Here is a 14,200-nt window from a genome sequence, read left to right as displayed (position 1 = left end):
ACGCGGCGGATGGCACCTGCCACCGCCGCGGACGCGCGGCCATGAGCGAGAACACGCAGGACATCCCGGCACCCTCCCGCATCTGGACCGTGGGCCATTCGACACGCCCGTGGCAGGACTTCGTCGGGCTTCTGCAGCTGCACGGCATCGAGGCCATCGCCGACGTGCGTCACCATCCGGGCTCGCGTCGCTATCGCTGGTTCGGCAGCGAGGCGATGGACGGCGGGCTGGCCGATGCCGGCATCACCTACCTGTGGCTGCCGGAGCTGGGCGGCCGGCGCAAGGTCCAGCCGGGCTCGCCCAATGGCGGCTGGCGCAACGCCTCCTTCCAGGGCTACGCCGACCACATGGCCGGCGGGGAATTCGCCGACGCCCTCGCCCGCGCTTTGGAGCTGGCGCGTACGAAACGGACCGCGCTGATGTGCGCCGAGTTGTTGTGGTGGCAATGCCACCGGCGGCTGATCGCCGACCTGCTGTCCCGGCGCATGGAGATCCTGCACATCATGGATGCCAAGCCTCCGCAGCCGCACGTGCAGCATCCGCTGGCACGCATGGAAGCCGGCCACCTGGTCTACCCGCCCGCGCAGGGTGGCCTGTTCGCGGACGAGGCCTCGTCCTGAGGCTCGCGAGGAGGCTGGCCCCCCGTGTGTCCTTTGCCCGGCGTGGCCGCTTCCGGCCCGATTCCGCGCTCTAGGGATATCCACTCCACCGGAAGGAATCCCATGAAGCCGCGCCCGCCGACCGGCCTCCTCGCCATTGCCCTGCTGCTGGCGCTGCCCGCAAGCAGCGCTCCCTCTTCCACGCCCCCGACCCGGGTCTGGATCGACGTGGCCACCCACCACATGGCGGGCATGCCGGACATGGGCGCGCTGGGCGGACTGGCGAAGATGATGGGCGGCGGCGGTGGCCAGCTGCAGTGGCCGGACACGCGCCATCCGGCCGGCAGCGGCCGCTTCCTCGACGTGGCCCTGCACAACCGGCTCAACCCCGGCGCACCGGCCGAGCAGCAGGTGCCGGCCGGGCTCGGCCTCGGGTCCGCGCTGCCGTTGCTGCCGCCGCCGGCCAAGCCGCAGGCGCCACACGAGCGCGGGCCGGGCCAGGACATCGGCATGCCGCGCGATGGCGAGATGCGCATGCTGTTCTACTGGGGCTGCGGCAGCGAGGTCCGTCCCGGCCAGCCACGCGAGTTCGTCGTCCGCGTGAAGGACGGCAAGGTCGACGTCAGCGGCGACCCGCAGCAGGGTCGCTACGCGCCCGACCGCGACATCGACCCGGATCCGTCCTACGTGCTGTGGCCGAATCGCCAGGCGCGCAAGCGCGCGCCCGCCAACGCCTCGCTGGCCGGCACGCACCGCATCACCGGCGCCGGCGTGCCCGGATCGCTGCAGTTCGAACTGGGCCGCAGCGCCGACTTCATGCCGGCGATCGCCCTGTCCAGCAGCGGTTCCCCGGCCACCGGCCTGGACCTGCGCTGGCAGCCGGTCGACAACGCCAGGGCGTACTTCCTCCACGCCGTCGGCAACCGCGGCCGCGACGTGGTGATGTGGAGCAGCGCCGAGGTGCCCGACGCCGGCCAGGGCGTGATGCAGTACCTCACCGGCGCCACCATCGACCGCTGGATCGGGGAGAAGGTGCTGCTGCCGCCTGCCACCACCGCCTGCGCGATCCCGAAAGGCATCTTCCAGGACGCCGGCATGCTCTCGATGATGGCCTACGGTCCGGAGACCAACATCGCGTACCCGCCGCGGCCGGCGGATCCGAAGCAGCCCTGGAACCCGGAATGGAACGTGCGCGTGCGCAGCAAGTCCACCACCAGCGCGATCCTCGGCATGGACCTGTCCGGAGCGATGCCGCAGGACGACGATGGCCGGCGCACGGACCGGGAGCAGCCGGAGGAAGGCGCGGCGAAGAAGCTGCTGAAGGGCCTGCTGCGCAACCGCTAGCCGGACGGCCGCGGGGCCGGCTTGCGCGAGGCGCGGCAGCCGCGCCGCGCGCCTCAGTAGGCGAACTGGCGGAACACCTGGTCGATGTCGCCGTTCCACTGGCCGTGGAACAGCTCCAGCTTGCGCTCGGCGGCGGTCACGCCGCTGTGCGCGATCTCCAGCAGCGGCTCGAGGAAGCGCGACTCGTCGATGCCGTCGATGTTGCAGGCGGCGCGCCGGCGCAGGCCGGCGGCGGAAATCTCCAGCGCCTGCAATGCCAGCTCGCGCACGGTGGCGCCGCGGAACGGCAGCTTCAGCGCGTGCATCGGCACGCCATCGCGCAGCGCATGCCGCTCTTCAAGGGAGAAGTCCTTGACCAGGTCCCAGGCCGCGTCCAGCGCCGCGTCGTCGTACAGCAGGCCGACCCAGAACGCCGGCAGCGCGCACAGCCGCGACCACGGGCCGCTGTCGGCGCCGCGCATCTCCAGGTACTTCTTCAGCCGCACCTCGGGGAAGGCGGTGGTCATGTGGTCCGACCAGTCGCGCAGCGTCGGCAGCTTGCCCGGCAGCGCCGGCAACCGGCCGTCGAGGAAGTCGCGGAAGCTCTGCCCGCTGGCATCCACGTACACGCCGTCGCGGTAGGAGAAATACATCGGCACGTCGAGCAGGTAGTCGACGTAGCGCTCGTAGCCGAAGCCGTCCTCGAACACGAAGTCGAGCATGCCGGTGCGGTCCGGATCGGTGTCGGTCCAGATGTGCGAGCGGTAGCTGAGGTAGCCGTTCGGCCTGCCCTCGGTGAACGGTGAATCGGCGAACAGCGCCGTGGCCACCGGCTGCAGCGCCAGCGACACCCGGAACTTCTTCACCATGTCCGCCTCGGAGGCGAAGTCGAGGTTGACCTGCACCGTGCAGGTGCGGGTCATCATGTCCAGGCCGAGGCCGCCGACCTTCGGCATGTACTCGCGCATGATCCGGTAGCGGCCCTTGGGCATCCACGGCATGTCCGCGCGCGACCACTTCGGCTGGAAACCCATGCCGAGGAAGCCCAGCTGCAGTTCGTCGGAAACCTGGTGCACCTCGTTGAGGTGGGTGCCCAGTTCGACGCAGGTCTGGTGGATGTCGGGCAGCGGCGCGCCGGACAGCTCCAGCTGGCCGGCCGGCTCCAGGGTCACCGAGGCGCCCTCGCGCAGCAGCGCGATCGTGCGCGGCGGATTGCCATCGACGCTTTCCTGGACCGGGGTCCAGCCGAAGCGGGTCAGGCCGAGCAGCAGCGCCTCGATCCCGCGCTCGCCGTCGAACGCCGGCGGCCGCAGGTCGTCCAGGCGGAAGCCGAACTTCTCGTGTTCGGTGCCGATGCGCCAGTCGCCCCGCGGCTTCTCGCCGGAAGCGAGGTACTCGACCAGCTGGGCACGCTGGGTGATCGGCGTATCGGCGACGTGGCTGGGACTCGACAAGGGCGGCTCGCGTGGGGCGGCGGCCGCGCGGCCGCGTGGATGGGTGCGAACTATAACGTGGCCGGCGCCCGCGCCGACGTTTCGCCGGCGGGCGTGCAGCATTCCGCCGGCCGGCACGACGGCATGGGGTAGGCTTGGGCGCATGCCACAGACCCGCCTGCAGCACCGCAGCCGCCATCCCGAACTGCACCGCACCGAACGGGTGGGCTGGCTGCGCGCAGCGGTGCTGGGCGCCAACGACGGCATCGTCTCGGTCGCCGGCGTGGTGGTCGGCGTGGCCGCCAGCGGCGCCGAGGCGGGCGCGATCCTCACCGCCGGCATCGCCGCCACCGTCGCCGGCGCGATGTCGATGGCTGCCGGCGAGTACGTCTCGGTGCAGTCGCAGGCCGACACCGAAGAGGCCGACATGGCCATCGAGAAGCGCGAGCTGCGCGAGGACCCCGAAGCGGAGCTGGAGGAACTGGCGCAGATCTACCGGCAGCGCGGCCTGGACCCGGCACTGGCGCGCCAGGTCGCCGAGCAGCTCACCGCGCACGACGCGCTCGGCGCGCACGCCCGCGACGAACTGGGCATCAGCGAGAGCCTGCGCGCGCGCCCGGTGCAGGCGGCCGCAGCCTCGGCCGCCGCGTTCTGCGCCGGCGCGGTGCTGCCGATCACAGCCACCCTGCTTTCGCCGCCTGCCACCACCGGCCTGGTGGTCACCTCGGCCACCCTGGTCGGGTTGCTGCTGTCCGGCGCACTGGCCGCCTGGACCGGCGGCGCGCCGATGCTGCGCGGCGCGCTGCGGGTCGGGTTCTGGGGCGCGGCGGCGATGGCCGCCGCCCACCTCATCGGCGGCCTGTTCGACGTGGCGGTCTGAGCGGCCGCCGACACGGCCGCTCCGCTCAGGCCAGTTCCAGCCAGCCGGACACCACCGCGCGGACCTCGTCCACGCCCTGCTTGCTCTCGCTGGAAAACGCCTGCACCCCGACGTGGCCGGCGCCGGCGGCGGCCAGCTCGCGCCGCACCGCCAGCACCGCCTGCGCCTGCTGGCCGCGGCCGAGCTTGTCGGCCTTGGTCAGCAGCGCATGCGCCGGCAGGCCGCGGCCGATCGCGTAGTCGATCATCTGCCGGTCGTAGTCCTTGAGCGGATGGCGGATGTCCATCACCACCACCAGCCCGCGCAGGGCCTGGCGGGTCTGGAACCAGCCGTCGAGGAAGCGCTCCCAGTGCGCCTTCATCTCCATCGGCACCTTGGCGTAGCCGTAGCCGGGCAGGTCGACCAGGTAGCGCTGCGGCGCCACCTCGAAATAGACCAGCTGCTGGGTGCGGCCGGGGGTCTTGGAGACGCGGGCCAGGGCGTTCTGCCGGGTCAGGGCGTTGAGCGCGCTGGACTTGCCGGCGTTGGAGCGGCCGGCGAAGGCCACTTCGAAGCCGCCATCGGGCGGCAGCTGCGCGGGCGTGTGCGCGGAGCCCAGGTAGCGGGCCTTCTCGAGGGGATTGGACATGCGCACAGGATCGCACGAGTCGGCACGGCCGGGCTGCGCTGGCCGGCCACGGCGGGGATTTCGTTGACCGTCGCGCCCCGCCACAGGGATAATCCCGACGTTTCGCGGCCGTTCACCGCCGCCTCCTGATCGGGTTCCCGGAGCTCTAGCATGCGCCACGCTCGCGTTTTCGCCCTTGCCGGACTGGCCCTCGCGGTCGCCACCGTCGCTGCTTACGCCGCCCAGACCACGGTGGTGCCGGTGCCGGACAACGCGCCCGTGGAGACGGCCCCGCTCGAGGTGGACCTGAGCAAGACCCACTGGGGCGATGCCGAGGCCGGCGCCGCCAAGGCCGCCACCTGCGCCGCCTGCCATGGCGCCGACGGCAACCCGGTCGATCCGATGTACCCGCGCCTGGCCGGCCAGGGCGAGCTCTACATCGCCCGCCAGCTGGCCCTGTTCGCCAGCGGCGAGCGCCACAGCGGCCTGGCCGCGGTGATGGTGCCGTTCGCCCAGTCGCTGAGCCCGCAGGACATGCGCGACGTCGGCGCCTTCTTCGCCAGGCAGAAGTCCGGCGCCGGCGTGGCCGACGACAGCGAGGTCACCCAGGGCCCCTACGCCGGCCTGAAGTACTACCAGATCGGCGAGAAGCTGTTCCGAGGCGGCGACGCCGAGCGCGGCATCCCGGCGTGCATGGCCTGCCACGGCCCCGCCGGCGCCGGCAACCCGGGCCCGGGCTATCCGCACGTGGGCGGCCAGCATGCCGACTACACCGCCCGCCGCCTGCAGGAATACAAGGCCGGCGTGACCAGCGAGCGCGACCCGGCCCGCTTCCAGATCATGGCCAAGGTGGCCCGTTCGCTGACCGAGGAAGAGATCGGGGCGCTGTCCAGCTACATGCAGGGCCTGCACCCGCGTGCCGACGACGTCGCCGCTGCCGGCGAACCGCAGTCCTGAAACTTCGCGGCGCCGGCGCGGTCTGATGGCCGCGGTCCCTCTCTCCAGACTCGCGCCGGCCCCAGGGCCGGCGTCGTTTTTTCCGCCGGCGGACATTCCCGCCGGCCCCTGCCGGGAGACTCATCGATGAAGGCTTTGCTGTCCGGACTCCTGCTCGCCGCCCTGGCCTGGCTGCCGGGGCCCGCCGCGGCCGCCGATGCGCCGGTGGCCGGGCGCGACTACGTGGAGATCCCGGGCGGCAAGCCATGGGCGGCCAGGCCCGGCCGGATCGAGGTGGCCGAACTGTTCGGCTACTCCTGCCCGCACTGCGCCCATTTCGAGCCGATGCTCAAGGCGTGGAAGGCCCGCCAGGGCCGCGACGTCGACCTGGTGCCGGTGCCGGCGGTGTTCGGCGGCTACTGGGACGCCTGGGCGCGCGCCTACTTCGCCGCCTCCGACCTGGGCCTGCTGGCGCGCAGCCACGACGCCGTGTTCGCCGCGATCCACCGCGACGGCGAGCTGCCGCGCAACCCGACCGCGCAGGAGCTGGCGGCCTTCTATTCGCGCTACGGCGTCGACGCCGAGCGCGTCCGCGCGGCGCTGGCCGATCCTTCGGTCGAGGCGCGCATGCGCCAGGCGCGAGAGTTCGCCATCGCCAGCGGCGTGGACGCCACCCCGACCCTGATCGTCGCCGGCCGCTACCGCGTGCGCGGCAGCAGCCTCGAGGACTCGCTGCGCATCGCCGACTGGCTGGTGGCGCATGAACGCCAGCGCATGAAGACCGGCCAATGACCCCCGGCGGCGGCCATCCCGACCTTGCGTTGACGGCCGCCGACCCAACCTCTGCTTCCAGGAGACCATCCATGAGCAAGCGCCACCTCAGCCTCACCCTGCCGTTCCTGCTGGCCTTGGCCGCCTGTTCGGGCCCCGAGGCCCCGGCTCCGGCCGCCCCCGCCGAGGCCCCGGCCGCCGCGCCGGCCGAAACCGCGCCCACCGCCGCTCCGGAGGCCGCGCCGCAGGGCGAAGCCGCCAGCGCTCCGGCGCAGGACGCGCCGGCTGCCCCGGACGCGCCGGCTGCCCCGGTCGCGCCGGCCGCGCCGGCCGCGCCGCAGGGTCCGGCCCCGGTCGCCGGTGTCGACTACATCGAGATCAGCGGTGGCCAGCCGTTCCAGCCGGCCACCGGCCGCATCGAGGTGGCCGAGGTGTTCGGCTACACCTGCCCGCACTGCGCCCACTTCGAGCCGGTGTACCAGGCCTGGAAGCAGCGCCAGCCGGCCGACGTCAACGCGATCCACGTGCCGGCGGCGTTCGGCGGCTACTGGACCCCGTACGCGCGCGCCTACTTCACCGCCGAGGCGCTGGGCGTGCTGCCGCAGACCCACGACGCGGTGTTCAACGCCATCCACGTGCAGCGCAGCCTGCCGGTGTCCGCCAACGTCGGCGCGAAGGAGCTGGCCCCGTTCTACGCCCAGTACGGCGTGGACCCCAAGCGCTTCGCCGACACCTTCGACAGCTTCGGCATCGACGCCAAGATCAACCGCGCCAAGCAGTTCGCGGTCCGCTCGAAGATCGACGCGACCCCGACCATCGTGGTCAACGGCAAGTACACCGTGCCGATCCCGGCCGCCGGTCCGGAGAAGATGCTGCAGACGGTGGACTGGCTGGTGGCGCAGGAGCGCGGCGCGCGCTGAGGCGCCGCCGCACCGACCGCATGGGCACCCCCACGCCCGCCCACGACGAACCCCGCATGCAGCCGCCGGCCGACGATGCCGGCGAAGGCGCAGCCGGCGCCCGCCGGTTGCGCGTGCTCAGCGCCAACATCCAGGCCGGGTCCAGCACCCGTCGCTACAGCGACTACGTGACCCGCAGCTGGTCGCACGCGCTGCCGGCCGGGCGCAAGCGCTCCAGCCTGGACGCGATCGCCAAGCTGGCCAGCGGCCACGACATCGTCGGCCTGCAGGAAAGCGACCCGGGCAGCCTGCGCTCGGGTTTCACCAACCAGACCCACTACTTGGCCCAGCGCGCCGGCTTCCACTACTGGACCCACCAGCCCAACCGCAGCGTCGGCGGCGTGGCCTCCAGCGCCAACGGCCTGCTCAGCAAGCTGGAACCGGTGCGGACCAGCGACCATTCCCTGCCCGGCCGGATCAAGGGCCGCGGCGTGCTGCTGGCGCACTTCGGCGACGACCGCGAAGGCCTGACCGTGGCGGTGGCACACCTGTCGCTGGGCGCGCGCTCCCGCCTGGCGCAGCTGTCGTTCATCGCCGAGGTGCTGCAGGACCATCCCAACGCCGTGCTGATGGGCGACTTCAACTGCCTGCCCGACCAGCCGGAGATGGAAGTCCTTTACCGCCGCACCACCCTGCGCCCGCCGGAATGCCCGGTGCCCACCTTCCCCAGCTGGAAGCCGCAGCGCGCGATCGACCACATCCTGGTCAGCGGCGAGCTGCGCTGCATGGGCTCGAAGGCGGTGCCGGCGGCGTATTCGGACCACCTGGCCCTGGCGATGGAAATCGAAGTGCCGGAGAGCGCCCTGCGCACCTGAGGCGCGGCCTCTGCGGTGTCGGCGACGCCGTGCGCCGCCGCGCTCAGAACCCGTAGCGCAGGAAGCCGCCGTCGACAGCGATGCATTCGCCGGTGACATAGCTGGCCGCCGGCAGGCACAGGAACGCGACCGTCGCGGCGACCTCCTCCGGTTCGCCGATCCGCCGCATCGGTGTGCGGTCGATCACTTCCTCGTAGTAGTCCGGGTCCGACAGTGGCCCGGAAGTGCGCCGCGTGCGGATGTACCACGGCGCCACCGCGTTGACCCGGATCCCGTCCTCGGCCCATTCCCCGGCGAGGTTGCGGGTCATCTGGTGCAGCGCGGCCTTGCTCATGCCGTAGACCACGCCGCTGCGCACGTGGGTCATGCCCGAGACGCTGCCGACGTTGACGATCGACGAGGCGCCATGCCGCGCCAGCAGCGGATGCGCGTAGCGCGACAGCTCGAAGGCCGAGAACAGGTTGGTCTCGAAGATCCGCCGCCACTCGTCCTCGGTGTAGTCCACCGCGGCCTTGGTGACGTTGCCGCCGGCGTTGTTCACGAGGATGTGCAGGCCTTCGCCCTGGTCCTCGACCCAGTCGAGGATCGCCTGGCGGTCCTCGTCGTCGGCCACGTCGGCGGACATGGCGAGGATGTCCTGCGAGGGATGGCGTTCGGCCAGTTCGTCGCGCACGTCCTGCAGTGCGTCCTCGGCGCGCGCCACCAGCAGCAGGTCCGCGCCCAGCGCGGCCAGCTCGCGTGCGATCGCCAGGCCAATGCCCGCGGAGGCGCCGGTCACCAGCGCCAGTTGCCCGTCCAGCCGCCACCGGTTCGTCGTCATGGGCGTAGGATAACCCCGGCCTTCCACGGGAGTGCAGCGATGACAACGATCCGCCGCCCGACGCATCCGGCCGCCATGCGCGCCTGCGCGCTGGCCCTTGCCGCGAGCGCGGCACTGGCCGCCTGCCGGCCCGAACCGCCGCCGACCGAACAACCGCCGGAGCCGCAGGCACAGGCCCATACCGAGCTGCGCGATGCGATCCGCGCACCGCAGGACAAGGCCCGCGCGACCGGGCAGACCCTGCAGGACGCTGCCGACCGGCAGAAGGCCGCGGTCGACGCCGCCGAAGGCGGCTGAGCCAAGGCGCCACCGGAAGGCCGCGCGCGATCCCCGTAGAGTCGGGCTTGCCCGACTCCCACGCCGGATGTGCCGGGCCGGGTGAAGAAGCAGCGGGGCAAGCCCCGCTCTACGGGGCGGGTGCGGCGGGCATGGGCCCGCCGCCTCGCCGGGTCACAGGCCGCAGAAGCAGTAGGCCAGCGACTTCACCGGCGCGCCGTTGCGGTCGCGCAGGGCGTTCTCGACGAAGCGCAGCTGCGCCTCGGTTTCCGGCATGGTGCGGGCCAGCGCGGCGCGGGCCAGGCCCGAGTCGTGCAGCAGCACGCCGCCGATGCGGGTGCCGGCGAAACCGGACACGAACTGCGCGAACGGGGACGCCGCCTTCTCGATGTAGCGCACGCGGTACTTGCCGTCCTCCAGGCTTGCGCGCGAGGCCGCGTCGGCGACCGCATCGCCGAAGCCGCCCAGCTCGTCGACCAGGCCGCGCTCCTTCGCCTGCGCGCCGCTCCACACGCGGCCGCGGGCGACCGCGTCCACTTCCTCGACCGGCTTGCCGCGCGCGGCGGCGACCTTGCCGGTGAAGTCGGCGTAGCCCTTGTTGATCACCGCCTGGATCACGCGGCCCACTTCCGGATCCAGCGGACGGGTCACGTCGAAGGCGCCGGCGAAGCGGGTGGTGCTCACGCCGTCGGTGTGCACGCCGATCTTGTCCAGGGTGCGGGTGAAGTTCGGGACCAGGCCGAAGATGCCGATCGAACCGGTGATGGTCGACGGGTCGGCGTAGATGCGGTCGGCATCCATGCTGATCCAGTAGCCGCCGGACGCGGCCAGGTCGCCCATCGACACCACCACCGGCTTGCCTTCGGCCTTCAGCAGCTCGACCTCGCGACGGATCTGCTCGGAGGCGAACACTTCGCCGCCGGGCGAATCGACGCGCAGCACCACCGCCTTCACGTCCTCGTCCTCGCGCGCCTGGCGCAGCAGCGCGGCGGTCGATTCGCCGCCGATGCGGCCGGCCGGCTGGTCGCCACCGGTGATCTCGCCTTCGGCCACCACCACCGCCACCTGCGGGCGCTTGTCGACCGGCAGGCGCCTGCTGTCGACCTGGGCCAGGTAGGCCTGCAGCGAGATGTTGCGGAAGCCGCGCTCGTCGTCCTCGTCGGCCACGCCGCGCTCGGCCAGCAGCTGCTCCACTTCCTCGCGGGTCTTCAGGCCGTCGACCAGCTTCATCTGCAGCGCGTGCCGGGCCAGGTCGCCGCCGGCGGCCTCGATGCTTTCCGGCAGCGCGTTGATCTGCGCGCCCAGCTGCGCCGGATCCAGCCCGCGCGCGCTGGCGACGTCGGCCAGGTAGCGCTGCCAGACGTCGTTCATCCAGTACAGGTCCGCTTCCTTCGACTCCGGCGAGGCGGCGTCGAGGATGTACGGCTCGGCCGCCGACTTGAACTCGCCGACGCGGAACAGGTGCACGTCCACGCCCAGCTTGTCCTGCAGGCCGGTGCGGAAGTACTGGCGGTAACGGGCCAGGCCTTCCAGCAGCAGCGACCCCATCGGGTCCAGGTAGATCTCGTCGGCCTGCGCGGCCAGCAGGTACTGGCCCTGGCTCATGCCTTCGCCGTAGGCGACGAGCTGCTTGCCGCTGGCGCGCAGCTCGGCCAGCGCCTTGGCCACCTCGCGCATCGAGGCCATGCCCGACGGCTGCAGCTTGTCCAGCTGCAGCAGCACGCGTTCGATGTGCTTGTCCTGCTTGGCCGCCTCGATCGCGCGCAGCAGGTCGCGCAGCTGGATCTCCTCGGCCGAGGAATCGCCCACCGCCCGCGCGAACGCCCGGCTCACCGGGTCGGTGGAGAACTGCTCGACCAGCCGCCCTTCCGGCGCGATCACCAGGGTGGTGCGCTCCTGCAGCGGCTTCACGCCGCTGCCCTTGCCCAGCGCCGCCACGAACACCAGCAGCACCAGGAACAGCAGGCCGAAGAACAGCAGGTTGAGGATCAGTCGCCGGGTGAAGTTCATCACGTCCCACAGGCCCACGAAGAACGTGGCGACGGGATTGCGGCGCGGCGGCAGGGGGGGCGGGATCATCGGGGAGCGGCTCCGGCGGAGGGCATGCGGGTTCTACGCAGGCAGGATAGCCCCAGCGCCGCAGGCTTTCATACGCCTTAAGTCAGGGTGCCACCAGGCGGCGGTTCGCTGGCGACCGGCGGCGGCAGGTTGCGCAGGCGCCAGTTCAGGCGCGCGCCCATCAGGATCGCGGCGGCGGTCAGGCCGGTGATCAGCCCGGCCCACATCCCCTGCGGACCCAGCCCCAGGCCCAGGCCGAGCCCGGCGCCCAGCGGCATGCCCAGGCCCCAGTAGGCGACCGTGGCCAGCAGCATCGGCACGCGGGTGTCGCGCAGTCCGCGCAGGGAGCCGGCCGACATCACCTGGATGCCGTCGGGGAACTGGAACGCGGCGGCGAACAGCAGCAGGGTCGAGGCCAGCGCCGCCACCGCCACATCGGCGGTGTAGACCGAGACGATCGCATCGTGGCCCAGCAGCAGCACGGTGGCCGAACACAGCTGGGTGCCCAGCACGATGGCATAGCCGGCGTAGGCGGCGCGGCGCACGCCGGCCGGATCCTGCGCGCCGAGCGCGTGGCCCACGCGCACCGTGGTCGCCTCGGCCAGGCCCATCGGCAGCATGAAGCACAACGCGGAGACGTTGATCGCGATCTGGTGCGCCGCCGCCGGCACCTCGCCCAGCCGCGCGATCAGCAGCGCGGTGGCGATGAACAGCCCGCCTTCCATGAGCACGGTCACGCCGATCGGCAGGCCGGTGGCGAGCAGGCCGCGGATCACACTCCAGCGCGGTGGCTCCAGGTGCGAGAACAGCGCCAGCGGCGCGAACCGCCGCGACCTTGCCAGGTAGAACGCGAAGGTGAGCGCCTGCAGCCACATCACCGTGGCCGAGGCGGCGCCAAGCCCGGCCGCCCCCATCTCCGGCAGCGGGCCGACGCCGAAGGTCAGCGCGTAGCCCAGCGGTGCCAGCACCGCCAGGCCGCCGAAGCCGAGCAGCATCGTCGGCAGCGTCCAGTGCGTGCCTTCGCTGAGGTAGCGCATGCAGAAGAACATCACCATCGCCGGCGCGCCCCAGCGCACCGCGTGGCAGAACGCGGTCGCGCCGGGAATGATGTCGGGGGCAATGCCGAACGCGCCCAGCGCCAGCGGCACCACGCTGAGGAAGCCGGACATCAGCAGGCCCAGACCCAGCGCCAGCCACAACGCCTGGCGGAACAGCGGCCCGATCTCGTGGCGGCGACCGGCACCGTCCAGCTGCGACACCGACGCGGTCAGCGCGATCAGCGTGCCCAGCGGCACCATCATCGGCAGCCACATCAGCGCCGTGCCCACCGTCACCGAGGCGAGCGTGCGCGTGCCGTGGTGTCCGGCAATGACGTTGTCGACGAAGCTGATCAGGCCGGTGGACACATGGCCGAGCACGAGCGGCAGGGCGAGCGTGGCGGTGGCCCGCAGTTCGCGACCGAAGCGCGGCGGGGAAGCGTGGGACATGGGAGGCGTCGGAAGCGGGCTGCGGCCGTGCAGGAAGCACTGGTACCGGGCTCCGGCAGCCCGCTATCTTAGCCGCGCCCGATCCCCACCCGTTAACGGACCGATGAACGACAGCCATCCGGCGGCCTGCCAGAACTGCGCGACGCCGCTGCAGGGCGCGTTCTGCCACGTCTGCGGCCAATCCGCGCACAACCCGGTGCGCAGCTTCGCGCACGCGGTGGAGGAAGTATTCGAGTCGTTCTGGCATCTGGACGGACGCATCTTCCGCAGCCTGCGCAGGCTGCTCTCGCCCGGCGCGCTGGCGCGCGACTACCTGGCCGGCCACCGCGCGCCCTACGTGGCGCCGATGCGCATGTTCGTGGTGCTGTGCGTGATGGCGTTCTTCGTCGGCCGCGTCGTCGACCTGGGCCTGGACATCGAACTCAACGTCAACCAGGCCGACGCCCAGGGCCAGCCGGTCGAGCTGTGGCCCGAGCTGCGGCGGGCCGCCACGATCGAGGACGTGGAACGGATCCGCGACGCTGGGATCGCCGCGCTGGAACAGGCCCGCGCGCAGACCCCGGCCGTGCTGGCCGCGGCCCACGTCGGCTACGACAAGGGCATCGCCGACCTGCGCCGCGAAGCCGACCGGCGCATCGTCGAACTGGGCGGCACGCCGTCCGCGGCGGCGCCCGCTACGACGGCTGCCGCGACGGAGACCGCACCGGCCCCTGCGGTGGACGGGGAAGAAGCCGCGCAGCACGACTGGGCCGCGCGCCAGGGGCTGCGCCTGAAGCGCAACCTCCAGCGTGCAAGCGAAGACCCCGGCCTCTACCGCGCGGCGCTGATGGGCAGCGTGCCGAGCGCGCTGTTCGTGCTGGTGCCGCTGTTCGCGCTGCTGCTGAAACTGCTCTACCTCGGCTCCGGCCGCAGCTACCTCGAGCACCTGGTGGTGGCGCTGTACAGCCACGCCTTCCTGTGCCTGGCGCTGATGGCGCAGTTCGGCCTGATCGCCGTCGCCAACCACTTCAAGCAGACGCCGGCCGGCACCACGGCCGGGGTGGTGGCCTGGCTGCTGGTGCTGTGGATGCTGGTCTACCTGCTGCTGTCGCAGAAGCGCGTGTACGGCGAAGGCTGGCTGGCGACCACGCTGCGCTTCCTGGTCGCCGGCTCGGTCTACGCCTTCGTCCTCGCCATCGCCTCCGGAGCCGTGGCGCTGTGGGCGCTGGCCAGGCTCTGAAGCCGGCCGCGCCGGGC

Annotated in this window: 14 protein-coding genes; 9 read left to right on the top strand and 5 right to left on the bottom strand. The window is 72.2% G+C overall.

What is annotated here, in order from left to right; translation table 11 throughout:
• Nucleotides 1-41: 41 nt before the first annotated feature.
• Both PSEJ35_RS15285 and PSEJ35_RS15280 read left to right on the top strand, forming a co-directional pair.
• On the top strand, nucleotides 42-620 hold the full coding sequence (locus PSEJ35_RS15285; RefSeq protein WP_051412468.1) for a DUF488 domain-containing protein: 579 nt from the start codon (nucleotides 42-44) through the stop codon (nucleotides 618-620).
• A gap of 102 nt (nucleotides 621-722) precedes the next feature.
• Nucleotides 723-1,943, top strand: coding sequence for a hypothetical protein (locus tag PSEJ35_RS15280; protein ID WP_051412467.1), 1,221 nt, complete (start codon nucleotides 723-725; stop codon nucleotides 1,941-1,943).
• A gap of 53 nt (nucleotides 1,944-1,996) precedes the next feature.
• On the opposite strand, the gene PSEJ35_RS0103730 is transcribed toward PSEJ35_RS15280, so the two are convergent.
• Nucleotides 1,997-3,376, bottom strand: coding sequence for a glutamate--cysteine ligase (locus PSEJ35_RS0103730; protein ID WP_028916629.1), 1,380 nt, complete (start codon nucleotides 3,374-3,376; stop codon nucleotides 1,997-1,999).
• A 157-nt stretch (nucleotides 3,377-3,533) separates the two neighbouring features.
• Here PSEJ35_RS0103730 and PSEJ35_RS0103725 point away from each other — a divergent pair, with 157 nt between their 5' ends.
• Entirely contained in the window at nucleotides 3,534-4,235 is a 702-nt protein-coding gene (locus PSEJ35_RS0103725; RefSeq protein WP_156924727.1) for a VIT family protein, read from the top strand.
• A gap of 25 nt (nucleotides 4,236-4,260) precedes the next feature.
• On the opposite strand, the gene yihA is transcribed toward PSEJ35_RS0103725, so the two are convergent.
• Nucleotides 4,261-4,863 (bottom strand): ribosome biogenesis GTP-binding protein YihA/YsxC, encoded by a 603-nt coding sequence (yihA, locus tag PSEJ35_RS0103720; protein WP_028916627.1) that lies wholly within the window; start codon nucleotides 4,861-4,863, stop codon nucleotides 4,261-4,263.
• A gap of 150 nt (nucleotides 4,864-5,013) precedes the next feature.
• Between yihA and PSEJ35_RS0103715 the strand changes: the two genes are divergently transcribed.
• From PSEJ35_RS0103715 to PSEJ35_RS0103700, 4 genes are all read left to right on the top strand, one after another.
• Entirely contained in the window at nucleotides 5,014-5,799 is a 786-nt protein-coding gene (locus PSEJ35_RS0103715) for a c-type cytochrome (protein WP_028916626.1), read from the top strand.
• 126 nt (nucleotides 5,800-5,925) lie between these two features.
• On the top strand, nucleotides 5,926-6,570 hold the full coding sequence (locus tag PSEJ35_RS0103710) for a thiol:disulfide interchange protein DsbA/DsbL (protein WP_028916625.1): 645 nt from the start codon (nucleotides 5,926-5,928) through the stop codon (nucleotides 6,568-6,570).
• Between the two features lie 71 nt (nucleotides 6,571-6,641).
• A complete protein-coding gene (locus tag PSEJ35_RS0103705; protein WP_028916624.1) occupies nucleotides 6,642-7,469 on the top strand; it encodes a thiol:disulfide interchange protein DsbA/DsbL in 828 nt (275 codons plus the stop codon).
• A gap of 56 nt (nucleotides 7,470-7,525) precedes the next feature.
• Complete coding sequence (locus PSEJ35_RS0103700) at nucleotides 7,526-8,323, top strand: endonuclease/exonuclease/phosphatase family protein (RefSeq protein ID WP_051412466.1); 798 nt, start codon at nucleotides 7,526-7,528, stop codon at nucleotides 8,321-8,323.
• 43 nt (nucleotides 8,324-8,366) lie between these two features.
• On the opposite strand, the gene PSEJ35_RS0103695 is transcribed toward PSEJ35_RS0103700, so the two are convergent.
• A complete protein-coding gene (locus PSEJ35_RS0103695; protein ID WP_028916622.1) occupies nucleotides 8,367-9,143 on the bottom strand; it encodes an SDR family oxidoreductase in 777 nt (258 codons plus the stop codon).
• Between the two features lie 75 nt (nucleotides 9,144-9,218).
• Between PSEJ35_RS0103695 and PSEJ35_RS0103690 the strand changes: the two genes are divergently transcribed.
• Entirely contained in the window at nucleotides 9,219-9,440 is a 222-nt protein-coding gene (locus PSEJ35_RS0103690) for a hypothetical protein (RefSeq protein ID WP_028916621.1), read from the top strand.
• A gap of 153 nt (nucleotides 9,441-9,593) precedes the next feature.
• On the opposite strand, the gene sppA is transcribed toward PSEJ35_RS0103690, so the two are convergent.
• Both sppA and PSEJ35_RS15275 read right to left on the bottom strand, forming a co-directional pair.
• Complete coding sequence (sppA, locus tag PSEJ35_RS0103685; RefSeq protein WP_028916620.1) at nucleotides 9,594-11,498, bottom strand: signal peptide peptidase SppA; 1,905 nt, start codon at nucleotides 11,496-11,498, stop codon at nucleotides 9,594-9,596.
• A gap of 77 nt (nucleotides 11,499-11,575) precedes the next feature.
• Entirely contained in the window at nucleotides 11,576-12,964 is a 1,389-nt protein-coding gene (locus PSEJ35_RS15275) for an MATE family efflux transporter (RefSeq protein ID WP_037082278.1), read from the bottom strand.
• A 103-nt stretch (nucleotides 12,965-13,067) separates the two neighbouring features.
• On the opposite strand from PSEJ35_RS15275, the gene PSEJ35_RS0103675 reads away from it, so the two are divergent.
• Entirely contained in the window at nucleotides 13,068-14,183 is a 1,116-nt protein-coding gene (locus tag PSEJ35_RS0103675; RefSeq protein ID WP_028916619.1) for a DUF3667 domain-containing protein, read from the top strand.
• The last annotated feature ends 17 nt before the right edge of the window (nucleotides 14,184-14,200 follow it).

The sequence above is a fragment of the Pseudoxanthomonas sp. J35 genome (assembly GCF_000513995.1).
Lineage (GTDB): Bacteria > Pseudomonadota > Gammaproteobacteria > Xanthomonadales > Xanthomonadaceae > Pseudoxanthomonas.
Note: the sequence above shows the minus strand (reverse complement) of the source record. Positions and strands in the feature narration are given on the sequence as shown.